We start from the raw sequence: 17,532 nt of genomic DNA, 5'->3' as shown, positions 1-17,532 counted from the left end.
TTCGATTTTTGAGATGAATATCAGCGAGCGCCCTCCCGTGCCGGGACCTGAAGCCGCCGTCGATTACGGTCACGGCGAATTCCGCGTCGTGCGCCCCGGCGCCTTCGTGCGCTGCGCCGTCACCGGTGCTCCGATCCGGCTGGAAGACCTGCGCTACTGGTCGGTCGAGTGGCAGGAGCCCTATGTCTCGCCCGAAGCCGTGCTGCTAAGGCTGCGACGCGCCGGTCGGGCCTGAGCCCTTGCCGCCCAGGCCGTCGAACAGCCGTTCGGCCCGCCCGGGCTCGTCGAAGACGAGCGAGACGGGGACGACGACGAGCCGGTCCCGCTCGGCATCGGGCCAGAGCGGCGCCAGCTTGGTCATGTCCTTCTCGGTGGTGGCAACGAGGCAATCGCGCGCTTTCGCCGCCGCGATGATCGCGCTCACATCGGCTGCGCTATAGGCGTGATGGTCGCCATAGGCCTGCTCCGCCCGGATCTCGGCCCCGGCTTCGCGGAGGCTGGCGCTGAATTTCTCGGGCCGGCCGATCCCCGAGACCGCCAGGACCGCCTGTCCGCGCAGCCGCTCCGCGATGCCCGGCGCAAGCGCGAGCCGGGCGCGCAGGATCTGCCGGCCCCGTTTCGAAGCTGCTTTCGCGACGGCCTCGCCCGCCTTGCCCGCTCCGATTACGATGACGGCGTCCGTGCCGTCGAGCTGGTCCGCGAGTGGCGCGCGCAGCGGCCCGGCCGGAACGCATAGGCCATTGCCGATCCCGCTTGCGCCGTCGACCACGGCAAGGCGCAGATGCTTGGCGAGCGATGGATTCTGCAGGCCGTCATCCATGATGATCAGGCGGGCGCCGAGCCCTTTTGCGAAGGCGGCGCCGGCCGGCCGGTCGCGGGCCACGACCGTGCGCGCCACCGAGGCCATCAGCAGCGCCTCGTCACCGACGCCGGCCGCGTCATGATGGCGGCTGTCGACCTCGACCGGCCCGCTCAGGCGGCCGCCATAGCCGCGTATCAGCACGAAGGGCGTTTCGCCGCGCGCGGCGGCAAGGCGCGCGAGCGCCATTGCGGTCGGCGTCTTCCCGGCCCCACCCGCGACGAAATTGCCGACGCAGACCACGGGCAGGCCGATCTCGACGCCATCCTGGCGCATGCGGCGCGCTGTGAGCGCGCCATAGACGAGGCCCAGCGGCTGCAGCAGCCGGGCGAGGAGGCCCGGCTCGGCGTGCCACCAGAAGCCGGGGGCGCGCATCAGGGGCCGGTCTCGCGCTGGCCGAGCGCGACGCGCATCAGCAAGGGCTCGATCGTCTGCATCGTGCGGTTCAGCGCGCCGCCGAGCTCGGCGGCTGTCTGGCTGGCGGCGCGGGCGGCCTGCCTTGCGCTGGCAGGGTCGCTCAGCCAGCGATGCGCGGCGCCGGCCAGCGCCTGGACGTCGGCGACTTCACGCGCCCCGCCGCCCTGGTCGAAGGCCGCGAAGATCTCCGCATTGTTGTGGACCAGCGGGCCGTGCAACAGGGCGCAGCCGAGCTTGGCCGGCTCGATCGGGTTATGGCCGCCGACCTGCGGCACGAGCGAGCCGCCAAGGAAGGCGACCTGCGAGAGCCGGTAGAGCAGGCCGAGCTCGTTGACCGTATCGGCGACATAGAGATCGACGTCGCGCTCCGGCATCTCTCCCGCCGCGCGCCGCGCCACGGCGACGCCATTGGCGCGCGCCAGCTCCTCGATCCCGCTGCCGCGCTGCGGGTGGCGCGGCGCGATGATGGTCAGGAGCTTGGGCAAATGCGGCTTGATGCCGAGATGCGCCGAGATCACCAGCTCGTCCTCGCCCGGATGAGTGCTGGCGGCGATCCAGATCGGCCGGCCGCTCGTCAGGCCGTCGAGGATGGCCAGCGTGTTGGCATCGGCGGGCGGGGCCGGGACGTCGAATTTCAGGTTCCCGGCGATGCCGACGCGCGGTGCGCCGAGCTGGGCCAGGCGCTCGCCGTCGCCCTGCGATTGCGCGAGGCAGGATTCGAAGCTGGAGAGCAGGTAGCGCGAGGCTTTCGGCAGCTTGTACCAGCGGCGGAACGAGCGCTCCGACATGCGCGCATTGACCAGCACCAGCGGAATGTCGCGCCGGCGCGCCTCGATCACCATGTTGGGCCAGATCTCGGATTCGCAGATCATGCCGAGGGCGGGCCGCCAGTAATCCAGGAAGCGACGCATGTAGCGCGGCACGTCGAGCGGCAAATACTGGTGGATCGCGCCCGGTGGCAGGCGCGCCGCCAGGAGCCGCGCCGAGGTCACCGTGCCGGAGGTCACCAGCACGACGAGGCCGCGGCGCTGCAGGCGCTCGATCAGCGGCAGCAGCGTCACCGTTTCGCCGACGCTCGCGCCATGGACCCAGACCAGCGTCCGGTCGGGTCGCGTGACGCCCGGATAGCCGCGTCGTTCGGCAAAGCGCGCCGGGTCCTCCTTGCCGCGCTTGCGGCGCCAGAGCAGCAGGCCGGCCGCCGCCGGCTCGAGCAGCGCCGTCAGGGTCCGGTAGGACGAGAGGAGAAAGCCCTTGCCGCTCATGCGCTGCTGTTCCGGGCCATGCGCAGGCCGTCGCCGGGGTCGCGCGCGCCGACCAGCGCATAGGCGCGGGCATGAACCGCGTCGAGCCCCGCCTCGAGCGCGCGGCGGGCGGCCTCGCTGGTCGCCTCGTCGGCGTCGCGCGCGACGCGGATCGCATCGCCGACCACGATCGCGCAGCGCCCGAAGGGCAGGCCGATGGAGGCCCGGTCCCAGCTCTTGAAATCGATGCGCCGGCTCGTCACCACGGCGATGGGATGGATCGGCCGGCCAGACGCCTTGGCGAGCGCGATGATGCCCGGCCCGGCGATGCGGGCCCGTTTCGGGATGTCGGCGGTGAGCACCATGGTGTCGCCCGCCGCCAGCCGGCGCACCATCGCCAGGAAGGCGCTGGCGCCGCCCTTCTCGCGGATCTTGCGCCCGAGCGCGCCGGAGCCCCGGATCGCGCCGATGCCGAGCTGCCGCAGCGCCACGGCGTTGAACCCGCCATCGCCATGCCGCGAGACCAGCGAGCAGGCCGGCATCCAGTCCGGCCGTGCGAAGGGGATCATGATGTGCTGGCCATGCCACATCGCGATGATCAGCGGCAGGTCGGGGCGGACGCGGTCATAGATGTCGGCCGGCTCGATCACGGTCCGGTTGGTACGGCGCACGAGTTTCAGATAGCCGGCCAGCAGGCGGCCGAGCGTCTCTTGCGCCATACGCGTCTTGAGGATGGAAAAGCCCATGAACTCCGGTTCCGAACCGCTTGAAGAGGTGAGCGCGGCTCAGGGCTTCGTTGCTTCGGGATCGAGCAGCCGGTGCAGATGCACCACGAAATAGCGGGTCTGCGCCTGGTCGACGGTCGCCTGCGCCTTGGCCTTCCAGGCGGCATGCGCGCTGGCATAGTTGGGATAGACCCCGACGATGTCGACCTTCGACAGGTCCTTGAAGGTGACGCCGTCGAGCGAACTCAGTTCGCCGCCGATCACGAGGTGAAGCAACTGCTTCTGGTCCGGTTCTGCGTTCATAGATCCCTCCAGCTCGAATGAGGTTCCGCCGCGGCACCAGATAAGGCATCCGCGCGGGTGGTGCGAGTGCCGATTGCGTCGCATCGGGCTTGCCGGGCTAAGCACATCGGCTGGGGCCCTCAGCTTCGCTGCGGCTGGCTGTCGCGCAGGCGCCGCAGGGCGGAGAGCAAGGGCGAGGCCAGTGCCGCGCCGCTGGCGACCAGCATGCCGTGAATCGGGGTCTCGCGGTTATAGACGACCGGCTGCCCGTCGCCGCCGCTGAGCCGGCCGCCGGCTTCGCTCAGGATGAGGTCGGCCGCGGCAATGTCCCAGTCGCGCGCGTCCGGCGAGACCAGCCCCGCATCGATCGTGCCATCGGCGATGCGGGCGAGCCTGAGCGCGAGCGAGGGAATCTTGTCGGCCGGCGCGAAAGGCTCCAGCCGCGCCAGAGCGTCGAGCATCGGCTTGGGTCCGGCGATGCGCGCGCCGCTCACCGTGGCGATCCCGGTGGTCGCGATCGGCGCGCCGTTGCGCAGGGCGCCGCCGCCGCGCACTGCCGTATAGGTCGCCCCGCAGGCCGGGGCATGGACGACGCCGGCGATCGGCACGCCGTCGTCGAGCAGCGCGACACAGACCGCCCAGTCGGGCGAGCCGGACATGAAGGCGCGCGTCCCGTCGATCGGATCGACGACCCAGACCAGGCGGCGCGACAGGCGCTGCGCGTCGTCGACGGTTTCCTCGGACAGCCAGGCCGCCTCCGGCAGCAGCTCCGAAAGCCGGATGCGCAGGAAGGTGTCGACGCCGATATCGGCCTCCGTGACGGGCGAGCCGCCGCTCTTCGACCATGTTCGCGCCGCTGTCGGCGCGCCCGGGCGGAAAAGCGCCAGCGCGAGCTTGCCCGCCTCGATGCAGCTTTCCCGGATCTGCGGCAGCAGGTCGGGTGCGATGGGCAGCGTTTGCGAACTCATGGTGCCCCTATCGAGCCTGACTGTTGCGGTTTCAAGCCGAAAAAGCGCCGCGCCCGCGAAAGATTCCGTCAAGCATCATGCAGGATACAAGCCATGTCATGGCCCAAAACCGCCGGAACACGTTCCTTTAACCGAAGCTCTTAAGCGCTCGGAGAGGCCTGGGGCGCAGTCTCCTCCCTGCAAGCATGAGAACCCCGGACTTCACAGAGGGCTCCATGCAGCAGGGACATGAGAGGCGGAAAACCGATGGCCAGCGTCACGCCGGCTGCCGGAGAGGGTGGCTTTGCGCCGAACCTCTCCGGCTGCCTGAACCAGACCACCGCAGCGACGCGTAATCCGATGCCGGCCCAGGCCGATGCGCCGCGTATCCAGCGCATCTGCTCGGTTCGGATCCTGCGCGGAAACCCCGGCTGGCAGGGTGTCGCGCTGCGTCTGGCAAACCCGTCCGGAGAAGACGAGCGCTTCGCTCTGGCGCTGACCGAGGGCGACGGGCGGGCGATCACCGTTGCGATCGTCGATCAGGAGGATGCCGTCGCGCTCTGGCGCGATTGCGGCCGGGCCAGCGGTCTGCCGCTCCTGCTCGAGGCGCCGGACGGCGTGATTTCGGCGCCCTATCCGCAGATCGGCAGGTTGTCGTTGGGCCCGGTCCGGATCCGCCGCCGCCACGCCTTCCTGAATGGTCGCCGGCCGCGTTTCCTGACCCGGCGCAAGACCACGCAACTCGCCCCCAGGCCCGTGATCGTCTCGGGTGAGCGCCTGACGGATCGAGGTCGCATCCAGGCCCAGGACGAGCGCTGAGAGCATCGGATCTTTCCGAAAAGTGGAATCCACTTTTCGGAAAGATCCGATGCTAAAACAAAAAGATAGATCGCCACCTTGCGTCCGATAGGACGCACGGCGATCTAGAGCCGGTCGCCTTCAGGACATCCCCGGGATCAGATCGCCGCGCGGGTCAGCGCATCGAGCGCGAAGCCGGCCGCCAGCAACAGGCCGGCATACTGGTTCGACCGGAAGATTCTCAGCGCCACCGGCGATGTCGCGCCCTTGATCCGCGAGACCTGCCAGCCGAGGTGAAGGGCGAAGGCCAGGACCCCGCTCCAGGCGACGATGCCGCCTCCAGCGAACCAGGTCGCGAGCCCGGCAAACCCGACGGCGAGCGCGAAACACAGGGCGACGGCCTCGCGCGTCCAGTCTCCGAAATAGCGCGCGCTGGACTTGATGCCGGCGATGACGTCGTCCTCGATATCCTGCATCGCGTAGATCGTGTCGTAGCCGATCGTCCAGACCACCGCGGCCGCGTAGATGAGATAGGCCGGGGCATCGAGCCGGCCGAAAACCGCGGCCCAGCCGACGAGGCCGCCCCAGGAGAAGGCGAGGCCGAGCACGAATTGCGGCATGTTGGTGATGCGCTTCATGAACGGATAGACCGCCACGATCGCCAGGGAGGCGATGCCGAGCACGATGGTGAAGCGGTTGAACTGGACGAGGATGAGCAGGCCCACGAGCGCCAGCCCGGTCATGAAGACGGCGGCGGCCCTGGCCGTGACCTGGCCTGAAGGCAGCGGGCGCCCGCGCGTGCGCGCCACCTGCGCGTCGAGCTTGCGGTCGACGATGTCGTTGAAGGTCGAGCCGGCGGCGCGCATGACGATGGCACCGATCAGGAAGAGCAGGCAATGCCAGGGATCGGGGAAGGGCCTGCCGCCGGCGATGGCGGCGAGCCCGGCCGCCCACCAGCATGGCAGGAGCAGGAGCCACCAGCCGATCGGGCGCTCCATCCGCGCCAGCTTGAGATAGGGCCGCAGCCAGAGCGGCGCGCGCGTATCGACCCAATGGCCGCTCAGGGCATCGGGCAGCGGCGCATCGGCAAGATCTGAATCGGTTAGAGGCGCACCGGCATGTTTCGGCGCGGGAACCATGACGCGCTCTAGAGCGCGCCCTGCGGCACCCGCATCGGGCCGCCCGTCACCGCATCGGCGCCGCCGAACGGGTTGGCGCCCTGTTGCTGCTGCCGGGCCTGCTGCTGCGCGCGCTGCTGCATCGCCGCCTGCTGCTTGGCAGCGCCGCAGGCCTTGCCGCGGATGTCGGCGGCCTTCGCATTGTCGTTCTTCATGTTCTCCATGAAGGAGGCCGGAATCTGGCACCAGTCCTGGTTGGCCGTGGCGAATTTCATGGCAGCGGCGCCGTTATTGACCAGGCGGCCCAGCGTGCTGCACGCCTGGATCGGCGTCATCTTGCGCTTCGACTTGGAGGATCCGCTGAGCTGCTGCACGATCGATTGCCGCTCCTGCAGCAGCTTCTGCATCTGCTCGCAGCCGGAGGGTTGTGCGCTCGCGGTGCCGACATCGAGGAACGCTGCCGCTGCCAATCCGAGCGTTGCGATCACTCCCGAAGTCCCGTATCGCCGCATAATGTCGTGCTCCCAATCGATAAGGGCCCGCCGGACCCGCGTCTTCCATATCAGCATGGGCGCGGTCTCGCAAAGCGCCCGCGACCTCGTTCCCCATCTTGCAGCCGAGCCTTGCCGCTACGACAAGATTGTGGCGACTTTTCCGCCGTCGCCGCGTGCCCGCATCGCGGTCGCGCCGAGAAGAATTGAGGCCTGCCGTGCCCATGCCTGAAATGCCCAAGCACCGGCTTTATCTGGATTCCGCGCTGATTCTGGACAATCCGGTCGCGCTGGAGCGGGACCAGGCCAATTATCTCCTCAATGTCCTGCGGATGAAGGATGACGATGCGGTCCTCGTCTTCAACGGACGGGATGGCGAGTGGCAGGCGGCGATCGCCGTCGGCGGCCGCAAGCAGGCAAACCTGATTCCGCGCCGGCAGGTTCGCCCGCAGGCCGCGCCGCCCGACCTGCATTATCTTTTCGCGCCGTTGAAGCATGCCCGGCTCGACTACATGGCGCAGAAGGCGGTCGAGATGGGCGCGGGCGTGCTGCAGCCGGTGCTGACGCGCCGCACGCAGGTCTCGCGCCTCAAGCTCGACCGGCTCAAGGCGAATGCCGTCGAGGCGGCCGAGCAATGCGGCATCCTGGCCCTGCCCGAGATCAGGGAGGAGCGGACGCTGGAGGCTGCCCTCGCGGCGCTCGAGCCCGGGCGCCTGCTGGTCTTTTGCGACGAGGAGATCGAGGCCGGCAGCCCGGTCTCGATGCTCGCGCAATGCAAGCCCGGGCCGCTCGCGCTGCTGATCGGGCCCGAGGGCGGGTTCGACGACGCGGAGCGTCGGCAGGTGCTGGCGCGCCCGAATACATTGCGGATCTCGCTGGGGCCGCGGATCCTCCGCGCCGACACGGCGGCGGTCGCGGCGCTGGCCCTGGTCCAGGCGACGCTGGGCGATTGGGTGTCTGGCAAAAACTGACGAGCGACGGAACGCCGGTCCCCTTGCTGCGTTGGGCGAAGGGGGGAAGGCCGCAATCGGCGCGTCGCAATCGGACCGGCTCGCCGGGGCCGGTTTTTGCGCGTCGGCGGCCCTTCCGTCTTTCGGAGGAATGGCCGTGAGGATGACGCAATGAACCAAGCCTGCCGCTTCGGCATCGAAGAAGAGTTTTTCCTGTCCGATGCCGCGAGCCGGAACATCCTGCGCAAGGCCTCGCCGAAATTCTTCGCGGCGGTCCACGAGGCCTTCCCCGAGGAGGTCCAGCGCGAGATGCTGCAGTCGCAGATCGAGGTGGCGACCCCGATCTGCGAGACGATGGGCGAGGCGCGGCACTCGCTCGCGTCGTTGCGCATGGGGCTCGCCAGCCTCGGCCTGGAGCACAACGTGCTGCCGCTGGCCTGCGGCACGCATCCGAGCGCCGTCTGGTCGCGCCAGCGCGCGACCGAGGCCGCCCGCTACGACAAGCTGATGCGCGACCTGCAGATGCTCGGCAGCCGCAACCAGGTCTGCGGCCTCCATGTCCATGTCGAGGTGCCCGACGAGGACATGCGCATCGGCCTGATGGTCAGGATTCTGCCGTTCCTTCCGCTGATCCTGGCTCTGTCGACCTCCTCGCCCTTCTGGCAGGGGCAGCGCACGGGGCTGATGGGCTACAGGCTCGCCGCCTATGCCGAGCTGCCGCGCACCGGTCTGCCGGAGCTCTTCGCCGATCCTGCCGACTACAAGGCCTATGTCGATACGCTCGTCGCCGCCGGCGCGATCAAGGATGCGAGCTATGTCTGGTGGGCGATCCGGCCGTCCGACAAGCATCCGACGCTGGAGCTGCGTATCGCCGACAGCTGCACCCGCCTGAACGATACGCTCGCCATTGCGGCGCTCTATCGCTGCCTGGTGCATCATCTATGCCGAAAGCCGCGGCTCAATGCGGATCTGACCGCCGCATCGCGGGCGATCGCGCTGGAGAATCTCTGGCGGGCCCAGCGTTACGGCATCCATGGCGGCCTGATCTGTGCCGAAAGCCGCAGCATGCGGACCGTCACCGACCTGGTCGACGAACTGGTCGAGATGCTGTCCGACGATGCCGCCGCCCTTGGCTGCGCGGCCGATCTCGCCGCCTGCCGCGCCATCGTCGCCAATGGCACGAGCGCCGACACGCAGCTTGCGGTCTTCGAGGAGGCGCGCGCGCGAGCCGGGCATGCGGCGGGGCTCTCCGCCGTGGTCGATTGGCTGGTGAGCGAAACCAGGACCGAGGGAACGACCTGGCAGCAGGAGGGAAGCATGCCGGTCCGCGGCGCGGCCTGATTGCAAGCGGCGCAGGGCGTATGGGCTAGCCAGCTGTGCGTTTTCGCAAGCATCCCTCCTCGATGAACGCGTAACGGAGATCGTTGTCCTCCGTCGGGCTGTCGCCTATGTCTGACGCTCCCTGAGCCTGCTCCGCCTGTTGTGGCGGGCGTTGGCTGCGATCGTTCTGCCGGAGCGCCCATGGCTCGTGATGTGTCCGATTCCACCCCGATCGCGTCCAAGGCCGAATTGATCGGCTGGATCGCGGAGGGCGAGAAGCCGCGCTCGGCCTTTCGCCTCGGCACCGAGCACGAGAAGTTTCCGTTCTATCGCGACGACCTCGCGCCGGTGCCCTATGAAGGGCGCGGCACTGGTCAGGGCGGCATCCGGCATTTGCTCGAAGGCATGCAGCAGCGGCTCGGCTGGGAGCCGATCACCGATGACGGCCATGTGATCGGCCTTGCCGGCCCCGATGGCGGCGGCGCGATCTCGCTCGAGCCCGGCGGCCAGTTCGAGCTCTCCGGCGCGCCGGTCGAGACCCTGCACGAGACGGCCGCCGAGCTCGCCGCCCATCTCGCCGATCTGAAGGCGGTCGCGGAGCCGCATGGCATCGGCTTCCTGCCGCTTGGCCATTCGCCGCTCTGGACACGCGAACAGACCCCGATGATGCCGAAGGGGCGCTATCGCATCATGGCGAACTACATGCCGAAGGTCGGCACGCGCGGCCTCGACATGATGTTCCGCACCTGTACGGTCCAGGTGAATCTCGACTTCGCCGACGAGGCGGACATGGTCAGGAAGCTCCGGGTCTCGCTCGCCCTGCAGCCGGTCGCGACTGCACTCTTCGCCTCCTCGCCCTTCACCGAGGGCAGGCTCAACGGTTTCCAGTCGATGCGCTCGGAAATCTGGCGGGACACTGACAAGGCCCGCTCCGGGATGCTCGCCTTCGCCTTCGACAAGGGCATGTCCTACGAGGCTTATGTCGATTGGGCGCTCGACGTGCCGATGTATTTCGTCAAGCGCGGCCCGGTCTATCACGACGTCGCCGGGGCTTCGTTCCGCGATCTGCTCGCCGGCCGCCTGGCGCAGCTGCCGGGGGAGCGGGCCACGATGTCCGACTGGGCCAACCATCTCTCGACGCTGTTTCCCGAGGTCCGGCTCAAGCGCTTCCTGGAGATGCGCGGCGCCGATGCCGGGCCGCCGGAGATGCTGAACGCGCTGCCGGCCTTTTGGGTCGGGCTGCTCTATGATCAGGCTGCGCTCGATGCGGCCTGGGAGATCGTCAAGGACTGGACCAACGAGGAGCGTCAGGGCTTGCGCGATACCGTGCCGAAAGCGGGCCTGTCGGCCACTGTCGCCGGGCGCAGCGTTCGCGATATCGCTCGCGAGGTGCTCGATCTGGCGCGCGCCGGCCTCGCCCGCCGCGCCAGGCTCGATGCCGGCGGTCGCAACGAGACGGCCTATCTCGATCCCGTCCTCCCGATCGCCGAGAGCGGCCGCAGCCTGGCGGAGGACCTGGCCGGTCGCTTCCGCACCGACTGGGACGGGCAGGTCGCGCCGGTTTTTAAGGAATTCGTTATCTAGTTGCCAATCGAGCCGAACCGATCGGGGCGCGACAGGGCTTTGCCGCGCTTTTCCGGAGACCGCATTAACGATTTGGCGGGGGCTCTCGGTTATCTCTGCCGTCATGGACCGGATGAAAGCCCTTTTCCTCGATTTCGCCGCTGACGGTCGCGGTGCGACGGCGATCGAGTACGGCCTGGTGGCCGGGCTGATCTCGATGACGATCATCATCTGGGCGCAGCAGATCGGCCAGTCGGTGCTGGGTTTCTTCGAATCCGTTCAGGCCGGCTTCAACTGAGCCGGCACTTCGTCGGCTTCCGACAAGCAGCGCCTATTCCGCAGCCGTCTTGAAGCTCGCCAGATTGTCCAGGCTCTGGATGATGTGCTCGGCCAGCGCATTGGACAGCACCGACGGATCGAAGCGCGTGCGCAGCAGCCCGATCTTGCAGGAGGGCAGCGTCGCATAGCCTTCGCTGGGCCCCAGGATGCGCATGCCCGGCCTGATCGCGCTTTCGGGCAGGACCGAGACGGCAAGCCCGGCCACCACCGCCGCTCCGACGGCAGTCGAGTTCCAGCTCGCATAGAGCACGCGGAAGCGCCGCCCCTTCTTCTCGAGCGCTTCGACGGCGGCCTGGCGCCAGTTGCAGGTCGGGCGGCCCAGCGCCAGCGGCAGCGGATCCTCCTCGTGCACCGTATGACGGGCCGAGGTCACCCAGAGCAGCGGCTCGATGCGGATGATCTCGCCTTGGCCGCGGCCTTCGACATGGGTGATGATCGCAAGGTCGATATCGCCGGTGCCGATCCGCTCGGCCAGCATCGGCGTCGGCTCGCAGACGACCGTGACCTCGGCGCGCGGGTTGGAATGGGCGAAGCGGGCCAGGATCTCGGGCAGGTAGCGATCGGCATAATCGTCGGGAACGCCGAGGCGGATACGCCCCTTGAGATCGGCATCGGCGAAGCTCGCCACGCATTCGAGATTCAGCCGGACGATGCGCCTTGCATAATCGAGCAGCCGCTCGCCATCCTCGGTCAGCTTGGCGTGGCGCCCGTCGCGGCCGAAGAGCGGTCGTCCGACCCGCTCCTCCAGCCGCTTCATCTGCATCGAGACCGCCGATTGCGTCTTGTAGACGATCTCCGCGGCCCGGGTGAACGAGCCCGTATCGGCGATGGCGACGAAGGTCTTGAGCTGGTCGGCGTCGAGAACATGCGCCATGGAGCACCTCAGGATGGTTCATCAATATCCGTGTTGCGAAACATCATAACCATTCGTTTGGCTGATGGCCAGAGCAAAGCTATCCTTTGGGCAGTTTCCGGTTCGTGTCATCGGCGCGTTCCAGCCGGGCCGGAAAATAACCGTTCGCCGCCAGACCCCTGAAGGAGGTCGCCATGCTGATCCTGACACTTGTTCCGAAGTCGCTCTCGTTCGTCGCCACCGGCGTCACGCGCATTGCTGTCCGCGGTTACGTCGGTGCGAAAGCTGTGGTGCGAGCGTTGAATCATCGCCGCGAGGTCCTGCACCTCTCCGAGCTCGACGAGCGTGGCCTCAAGGATATCGGTCTCGTGCGCTCGGATATCGACGGGGCGCTCACTGTGCCCTGGTTCCGGGATCCTTCGGCGATCCTCGCGGCCCGCTCCGACACGCAGACCAGCCTCGCCGCGGCGCGTCGCGAGGAGGGCTATCGACAGGCTCAGGTGAAGCCCAGGGCCGAGCCGGTCCGCCCGGTCGCGATCAATACGAATTCCACGGTTGCGTGCAGCGCCTGACCCCTTGGGGCTGCACGTTTCTCGCGGGCGGACGCTTCGTGCTTCCGCCCGTTTTTTTGTCTCGCGAGCGAGGCCGGTCTTTCGGGATTCCGGCCGTGGCGGTTGATTTTATCCTCCGGATTGACCTTTCGTAACCCAAAATTCAGCCTTCCCGGCGAATTTCCCTTCAAGCCGCGGCGAAGCCCCGGCGCGATGCTTCGCCCGGGGGGATGTCGAGATGCGGGTTTCGCTGCGCTTTCAGGATTTGCGGATCAGGACGAAGATCGCGGTTCCGCTGATCCTTCTCGGCGTGATCAGCATCGCGACCGCGGCCTATGGCGGGCGCGAATACGGCCGGATCCAGAAGACCTATTCCGACCTGGTGTCGCAAAGCGCCACGGCGATCCTCGATTCGGGCCGCTCGACCCGGGCGATGAGCGACATCGTGCGCGATCTCTACAAGGCGATCGCCTATCCCGAATTCATGAAGCAGAACGCCACCAGCATCGAGGATGTTCGCAAGGCCTATGACCGCGCGCAGCTCCTGCTGGTCGAGGCCAAGATCAGCTTCCCGCAAAAGGCCGGCGAATTCGACGCCATGGCGCGAGCCCTGACCGCGACCAAGCCGCAGATCGACGACATCGTCGCGCAGGCGGCAAAGGACGAGGACCTCCCGGCGCTGTCGATCATGTCGCAGCTCGACCGCACCATCAACGAGATCGTCGCCGCAGCCGGCAAGCTGAACGAGGCGATCAAGAGCGAGACCGAGGCCACTTCCGCCAAACTGGATGCGGAGGCGAGCAAGCTCGGCATCCTGATCCTCGCGCTGTCGGCGCTGGGCGTGCTGCTCGGCCTGGCAGGGGCCGCGCTGCTGACCAGGCTCTCGATCACCCGGCCGCTCGAAGCCCTGAAATCGCGCATGGGCGACCTCGCCAACGGCAATTATGCGGTCGAGATCGCAGGCCAGTCGCGCCGGGACGAGATCGGCGCAATGGCCAGGGCCGTCCAGGTCTTCAAGGAGAACGGCCTTGCCGTGCAGCGCCTCGAGGCGGAGACGGCCGAGGGGCGCGACGCCGCCGACCAGCAGCGCCGCCAGACCGAAGCGGAGCGCACCGCGCATGCACAGGAACAGGAAAAGCTCGCCTTCGAGCAGAGCCAGGTGATGGAACTGCTCGGGGAAGGACTGGACCTGCTCTCCAAGGGCGACCTGACCTACCGTATCGATGCGGAGGTCGCCGCGTCCTACGAGAAGCTGCGGGACGATTTCAACCTCGCGGTGCGCCAGCTCTCGGAGACGGTGACGACCATTCAGGCGACCGCCGCCGATGTCGGCAGTGCCGCGCGCGAGATCAATACCGGCGCCGACGACCTGTCGAAGCGCACCGAGGAGCAGGCCTCCTCGCTGGAGGAGACCGCCGCGACGACCGAGGAGCTCGCAGCCTCGGTCAAGGCCTCGGCCAACGCCTCGAAACAGGCCGTTTCGCTGGCGGACGAGGCGATGGATGTCGCCCGTAAGGGCGGCGCGATCGTCGATGACGCGGTCGAGGCGATGGCCCGCATCGAGGCGGCGTCAAAGAAGATCTCCGACATCATCCGGGTGATCGATGATATCGCCTTCCAGACCAACCTTCTGGCGCTCAACGCCGCGGTCGAGGCGGCCCGCGCCGGCGATGCCGGCAAGGGCTTTGCCGTCGTCGCCTCGGAGGTGCGCACGCTCGCGCAGCGCTCCAGCACGGCCGCCAAGGACATCTCGGCACTGATCTCGACATCCGGCGAGGAAGTCGCGCAGGGCGTCGGTCTCGTCCGCTCCGCCGGCGAGGCGCTGCGCCAGATCGTCGAGGCCTCGCGGAAGGTTTCGACGACGGTCTCCGAGATCTCGACCGCCTCGGGCGAGCAGGCCAACGGCATCGACGAGATGAGCCAGGCCGTCGCGCATATGGACGAGATGACCCAGCAGAACGCAGCGCTGGCCGAGCAGAGCGCCGCCTCGGCGACGGCGCTGAGCGATCAGATCCTGCGTCTCAACGAGCTGGTCGCGAGCTTCCGGACGGGCGGTGGCAATGTCGCCGATCTGCGCGGGATGGCGGCGGCGATGGCCGCCGCTTCCGGCGCCGGTGACGACTGGTCGCTGCGTCGCAGCGCCTGAGCGTCAGCGCCGGCCCTGGCCGCCGAGCATCGCGTCCAGGATCGACTTCAACGCGTTCTGGTGGCCGTCCTGAACCTGCCGGCCGTGCTCGAACATCTGGTTGAGCGCATCGAGCCCGATCGAGCCCGCCCCGGTCTCGGTCGAGGGCGCCGGCGCGTCGGGTTGCGGCTCCGGCGCGGCCCGGCCGCGCGGTTGCGGGGGCGCGGTGGTCGCGTCCGGTTGCGGTTGCTGCTGCGCGCCGCCCAGCATCCCGGTCAGGATCTGGCCGAGGATCCCGCCCATCTGGTCGCTGCCGAGCTGGCCGCCCGGCATCTGCCCGCCGCCGAAGGGGCCGCCGCCCTGGGTCTGGCCCGGTCCCGGAACCTGGCCGTTGCCGAATAGGCCGCCCAGGATCGCGTCGAGCGGATTGGCGGGGTTCGGCTGGGCCTGCGGCTGCGGCGCCGGCTGCTGGCCCGGCATCTTGCCCTGCATCATTTCGGCGAACTGGCCGAGCACGCCGCCCATCCCCTGGTTGTTGGTCGATTTGAACAGCCCGCCCATCACCATGGACGCGATCACCGGCAGCATCTGCTTCAGGATCGCCTGGCCGACGCCGCTGGTCGCCGCGGCCTGGGCCGTGACGGCATTGCTGACTTCCTTCGAGCCGAAGAGCTGGCTGAGCACGTCATTGCCCATCGTCCGCGCATTGTCGGGGATGCCGTCGCCATCCGCATCGTACATCTTGGCGAAGGGCGAGGCCGTCATCATCTGCGCCAGGTTGCCGAAGGCGTAGGGGTCCTGCGTCTGGCGCTGCAGCCCCATCGAGAAGGCTGGCAGCAAGGCGTCGATCGCGCTCTGGGTCTGCTGCTGGCTGAGCCCGTATTGCCGGGCGAGGTTCTGCATGGCCTGGCCGTTCTGGGCCGATTGCATCATCTCGAACAGGGTCATCATGGCGCGCCTCCGTCGGTTTCGCGGTCCGTCGCCGCCGACGCCCGGACGATAGCAGGGCGTCGCGTCGAGGCAAGCGAGTGCTCAGCCGCCGGTGGCCTTGCTTTCCAGTCGGCGAAGGCCGCGATAGGCGAAGGCGAGCGCGACGAGGCCGAAGACGACCGCACCGAGCGCGACGCCGACCAGCGCGCCCTTCGGCCCGCCGTAATAGGCGCCGAGCCAGGCCATCGGCATCGTCCCCAGCGTGGCGCGGCCCCAGCTGAACAGGGTCGACAGGATCGGCATGCCGAGATTGTTGAAGGCGGCATTGGCGACGAAGAGCATGCCGACGAAAATCCACATCGGCCCGGAGATCAGGCAGAAGAACATCACCAGTTCCGCCGTCAGCCCGCTCGCGCCGAACATCGTGACGATCGGCCCGCGCAGCAGGAAAAGCCCGAGCCACGCCACGCAGACGCAGCCGATCGCGAAGACCACCGAGTCGCTCAGCGCCCGGCGCATGCGGTCGAAGCGCCCGGCGCCCCAGTTCTGCCCGAGGATCGGCCCGACCGCGCCCGACAGCGCGAAGAGCACGCCGAAGGCGACGGGCACGAGCCGGTCCATGATCGCCATCGCCGCGATCGCGGCATCGCCGAAGCGCGCCATGATCCCGGCGAAGACCGCGTTGGCGATCGGCGTCGACAGGTTGGTCATGATCGCCGGGCCGGCGATGGCGAAGGTCCGCGGCGTGTCGGCCGCGAGCGTTCGCCAGCTTGGGCGCGCGACGATGTCATGGACCCTGACCGCGCCGTGGAAGCCGACCAGCGCGATGATCACGCGCGAGAGCACCGTCGCCCAGGCGGCGCCGTCCGTCCCCAGGCCGAGGCCGAAGATCAGGAGCGGGTCGAGCGCGGCGGTCGCCAGCCCGCCGCCGAGCGTCACGAACATGGCGCGGCGTGCGTCGCCGACCGCGCGCAGCACGCCGGAGTAGCCGATGCCGAGCGCCATCAGCAGGTTCGAGGGCAGGGCGATCCAGAGGAAGGAATAGGCGACGTCATAGGCTTCGCCCTGTGCGCCCAGCGCCCGCAGCAGCCAGGGCAGGGCGGGCAGGGCCACGATCGACAGGGCGATCGCCGCAAGCGCCATCAGGCCCATGGCGGAGCCCGCGATGCGCCTTGCGCCAGGCCGGTCGCCGGCGCCGAGCGCGCGCGAGGTCAGCGCGCTGACCGCGATCATCAGGCCGATATTGATCGAGACCATCAGGAACAGGACGATGGTCGCGAACCCGACGCCGGCGGTGGCGGCGGGCCGCCCGAGCCAGGAGACGTAGAGCAGCGACAGCAGGTCGACGAGGAAGATCGCCATCAGGCCTACCGCGCCCGTCGCGGTCATCACCGCGACATGGCGAAGCGTCGAGCCGGTGAGGAAGACGGCCTGGCTGGGCTTGACCGGGGCGTTCACCGCTCGGGCTCTCCGACGCCGCCGACCGCGACCTCCGCTCCGCCATCCTCGATGACCTCGCGCGTTTCTTCCGTGAGCGCCTTCGATTTGGCTTTCGGCTGCACCAGCGGTTCCGGCGAGACGCGCGGGACCTTCTGCAGCCCGGCCGCGATCCCCTCGGTGAACTGGATCTCCATGCGCTGGGCATCGCGGTCGCGGACATGGTCGATCACCAGGCTGGCCTCGTCATAGTTGAGCCCGAGCGCCTCGAGCGTGACCCGTCCGAAGCCGAGCGCCGATTCGAAGGTCTCGCGCATCTGGAAATCGACATCGGCCTTCATCAGGTCGATCGCGTGCACGCGGTCATAGGCGCGCACATGCAGCCTCGCGGCCGGGAACTCCGCCTTCGCCATCTCGACGATGCGCAACGCCGCCTCGCGATTGTCGATGCAGACGCAGATGATCTTGGCCTTGCCGGCGCCGGCCGCCCGCAGCACGTCGAGCCGTGTCCCGTCGCCGTAATAGATCCGGAAGCCGAATTTGGCGGCGGACCGGATGCGCTCGACATCGGAATCGATGATCGTCA

The 17,532-nt window shown here is 68.5% G+C and carries 19 protein-coding genes; 8 read left to right on the top strand and 11 right to left on the bottom strand.

The features are described from left to right. Positions 1-13: 13 nt before the first annotated feature. Positions 14-235 (top strand): DUF2093 domain-containing protein, encoded by a 222-nt coding sequence (locus tag ACTIF2_RS11000; RefSeq protein WP_439497101.1) that lies wholly within the window; start codon positions 14-16, stop codon positions 233-235. Here ACTIF2_RS11000 and lpxK read toward each other — a convergent pair. From lpxK to ACTIF2_RS10975, 5 genes are all read right to left on the bottom strand, one after another. Then, positions 206-1,234 (bottom strand): tetraacyldisaccharide 4'-kinase, encoded by a 1,029-nt coding sequence (gene lpxK, locus ACTIF2_RS10995; protein WP_439497100.1) that lies wholly within the window; start codon positions 1,232-1,234, stop codon positions 206-208. The genes ACTIF2_RS11000 and lpxK overlap by 30 nt on opposite strands. Next, complete coding sequence (locus tag ACTIF2_RS10990; protein ID WP_439497099.1) at positions 1,234-2,538, bottom strand: 3-deoxy-D-manno-octulosonic acid transferase; 1,305 nt, start codon at positions 2,536-2,538, stop codon at positions 1,234-1,236. The genes lpxK and ACTIF2_RS10990 overlap by 1 nt, the downstream gene beginning before the upstream one ends. Then, positions 2,535-3,263: a lysophospholipid acyltransferase family protein gene (locus ACTIF2_RS10985; protein ID WP_439497098.1), complete on the bottom strand. Its 729-nt coding sequence runs from the start codon at positions 3,261-3,263 to the stop codon at positions 2,535-2,537. The genes ACTIF2_RS10990 and ACTIF2_RS10985 overlap by 4 nt, the downstream gene beginning before the upstream one ends. 39 nt (positions 3,264-3,302) lie before the next feature. Further along, positions 3,303-3,545 (bottom strand): DUF4170 domain-containing protein, encoded by a 243-nt coding sequence (locus tag ACTIF2_RS10980; RefSeq protein WP_439497097.1) that lies wholly within the window; start codon positions 3,543-3,545, stop codon positions 3,303-3,305. 119 nt (positions 3,546-3,664) lie between these two features. After that, entirely contained in the window at positions 3,665-4,492 is an 828-nt protein-coding gene (locus tag ACTIF2_RS10975; protein ID WP_439497096.1) for a 3'(2'),5'-bisphosphate nucleotidase CysQ, read from the bottom strand. A gap of 246 nt (positions 4,493-4,738) precedes the next feature. Between ACTIF2_RS10975 and ACTIF2_RS10970 the strand changes: the two genes are divergently transcribed. Then, positions 4,739-5,290, top strand: a complete 552-nt coding sequence (locus ACTIF2_RS10970) for a DUF6101 family protein (protein ID WP_439497095.1) — start codon at positions 4,739-4,741, stop codon at positions 5,288-5,290. 137 nt (positions 5,291-5,427) lie between these two features. On the opposite strand, the gene ubiA is transcribed toward ACTIF2_RS10970, so the two are convergent. Further along, a complete protein-coding gene (gene ubiA, locus ACTIF2_RS10965; RefSeq protein ID WP_439497094.1) occupies positions 5,428-6,408 on the bottom strand; it encodes a 4-hydroxybenzoate octaprenyltransferase in 981 nt (326 codons plus the stop codon). A gap of 8 nt (positions 6,409-6,416) precedes the next feature. Then, on the bottom strand, positions 6,417-6,875 hold the full coding sequence (locus ACTIF2_RS10960; RefSeq protein ID WP_439497093.1) for a hypothetical protein: 459 nt from the start codon (positions 6,873-6,875) through the stop codon (positions 6,417-6,419). 227 nt (positions 6,876-7,102) lie between these two features. On the opposite strand from ACTIF2_RS10960, the gene ACTIF2_RS10955 reads away from it, so the two are divergent. The 4 genes from ACTIF2_RS10955 to ACTIF2_RS10940 all read left to right on the top strand — a co-directional run bounded on the left by ACTIF2_RS10955 (position 7,103) and on the right by ACTIF2_RS10940 (position 11,009). Then, positions 7,103-7,849 carry a 16S rRNA (uracil(1498)-N(3))-methyltransferase gene (locus tag ACTIF2_RS10955; RefSeq protein ID WP_439497285.1) on the top strand — a complete coding sequence of 249 codons (747 nt, stop codon included), beginning with the start codon at positions 7,103-7,105 and terminating at the stop codon, positions 7,847-7,849. A 150-nt stretch (positions 7,850-7,999) separates the two neighbouring features. Further along, the gene (locus tag ACTIF2_RS10950; protein ID WP_439497092.1) at positions 8,000-9,169 is read left to right on the top strand and encodes a carboxylate-amine ligase; all 1,170 of its coding nucleotides are present in this window, start codon (positions 8,000-8,002) and stop codon (positions 9,167-9,169) included. Positions 9,170-9,349: 180 nt separating this feature from the next. Continuing rightward, positions 9,350-10,732 carry a glutamate--cysteine ligase gene (locus ACTIF2_RS10945; protein WP_439497091.1) on the top strand — a complete coding sequence of 461 codons (1,383 nt, stop codon included), beginning with the start codon at positions 9,350-9,352 and terminating at the stop codon, positions 10,730-10,732. 112 nt (positions 10,733-10,844) lie between these two features. Next, entirely contained in the window at positions 10,845-11,009 is a 165-nt protein-coding gene (locus ACTIF2_RS10940) for a Flp family type IVb pilin (RefSeq protein ID WP_439497090.1), read from the top strand. A gap of 33 nt (positions 11,010-11,042) precedes the next feature. Here the strand turns inward: ACTIF2_RS10940 and ACTIF2_RS10935 are convergent, their stop codons facing one another. Further along, on the bottom strand, positions 11,043-11,924 hold the full coding sequence (locus ACTIF2_RS10935) for a LysR substrate-binding domain-containing protein (RefSeq protein ID WP_069877505.1): 882 nt from the start codon (positions 11,922-11,924) through the stop codon (positions 11,043-11,045). 173 nt (positions 11,925-12,097) lie between these two features. Here ACTIF2_RS10935 and ACTIF2_RS10930 point away from each other — a divergent pair, with 173 nt between their 5' ends. After that, positions 12,098-12,475: a DUF1127 domain-containing protein gene (locus ACTIF2_RS10930; RefSeq protein WP_439497089.1), complete on the top strand. Its 378-nt coding sequence runs from the start codon at positions 12,098-12,100 to the stop codon at positions 12,473-12,475. Between the two features lie 217 nt (positions 12,476-12,692). Next, on the top strand, positions 12,693-14,600 hold the full coding sequence (locus ACTIF2_RS10925) for a methyl-accepting chemotaxis protein (protein ID WP_439497088.1): 1,908 nt from the start codon (positions 12,693-12,695) through the stop codon (positions 14,598-14,600). A 3-nt stretch (positions 14,601-14,603) separates the two neighbouring features. On the opposite strand, the gene ACTIF2_RS10920 is transcribed toward ACTIF2_RS10925, so the two are convergent. The 3 genes from ACTIF2_RS10920 to ACTIF2_RS10910 form a co-directional block, all read right to left on the bottom strand. Continuing rightward, complete coding sequence (locus ACTIF2_RS10920; RefSeq protein ID WP_439497087.1) at positions 14,604-15,530, bottom strand: DUF937 domain-containing protein; 927 nt, start codon at positions 15,528-15,530, stop codon at positions 14,604-14,606. Positions 15,531-15,611: 81 nt separating this feature from the next. Further along, a complete protein-coding gene (locus ACTIF2_RS10915; protein WP_439497086.1) occupies positions 15,612-16,967 on the bottom strand; it encodes an MATE family efflux transporter in 1,356 nt (451 codons plus the stop codon). After that, positions 16,964-17,532, bottom strand: a 569-nt coding sequence (locus ACTIF2_RS10910) for an NAD-binding protein (protein ID WP_439497085.1), incomplete at its 5' end; no start/stop codon positions are given. The genes ACTIF2_RS10910 and ACTIF2_RS10915, both read right to left, overlap by 4 nt.

Origin of the sequence: Allobosea sp. (genome assembly GCF_051860145.1) — a bacterium.
GTDB lineage: Bacteria > Pseudomonadota > Alphaproteobacteria > Rhizobiales > Beijerinckiaceae > Allobosea.
This window is presented reverse-complemented; position numbering and strand designations above follow the sequence as displayed.